A 367-nucleotide genomic window follows, 5' to 3' on the forward strand; every position below is an offset into this window, starting at 1 on the left:
GTCATATCTATATTACGATTCCAGTAGGAACAGAAATACAAATTGTCGAAGAAGGTACATGGCATGAAGTTATTTATAATCCTCAATGGAAGAACGCTAAAACAGAAGACTTTATTAAGTATTTAGATCCTGATCAAACAGATATATTCCAGCATTTAGTCCTAGATAAAAGTGTAGGTGTATCTGCTGCAGAGTTAAATAGAGTCCTAGCTGGTAGAGGTGTTCTTGATGGACTAGGAGAATTTTTTATTGAAGCAGGTAGAGTTCACTCCGTGAATGAAATGTATTTAATTTCACATGCTTTACTTGAATCAGGAAATGGTACTTCCGGTTTAGCGAATGGAATAGATGTTGGTCTCGATGTTGA

1 pseudogene is annotated in these 367 nt (G+C 35.7%); it reads left to right on the forward strand.

The features are described from left to right. Positions 1 to 367, forward strand: a pseudogene (locus AOA61_RS31145) (hypothetical protein); the annotation flags it as partial.

Source organism: Pseudomonas sp. 2995-1 (assembly GCF_002742505.1).
GTDB classification, from domain to species: Bacteria; Pseudomonadota; Gammaproteobacteria; order Pseudomonadales; family Pseudomonadaceae; genus Aquipseudomonas; species Aquipseudomonas sivasensis.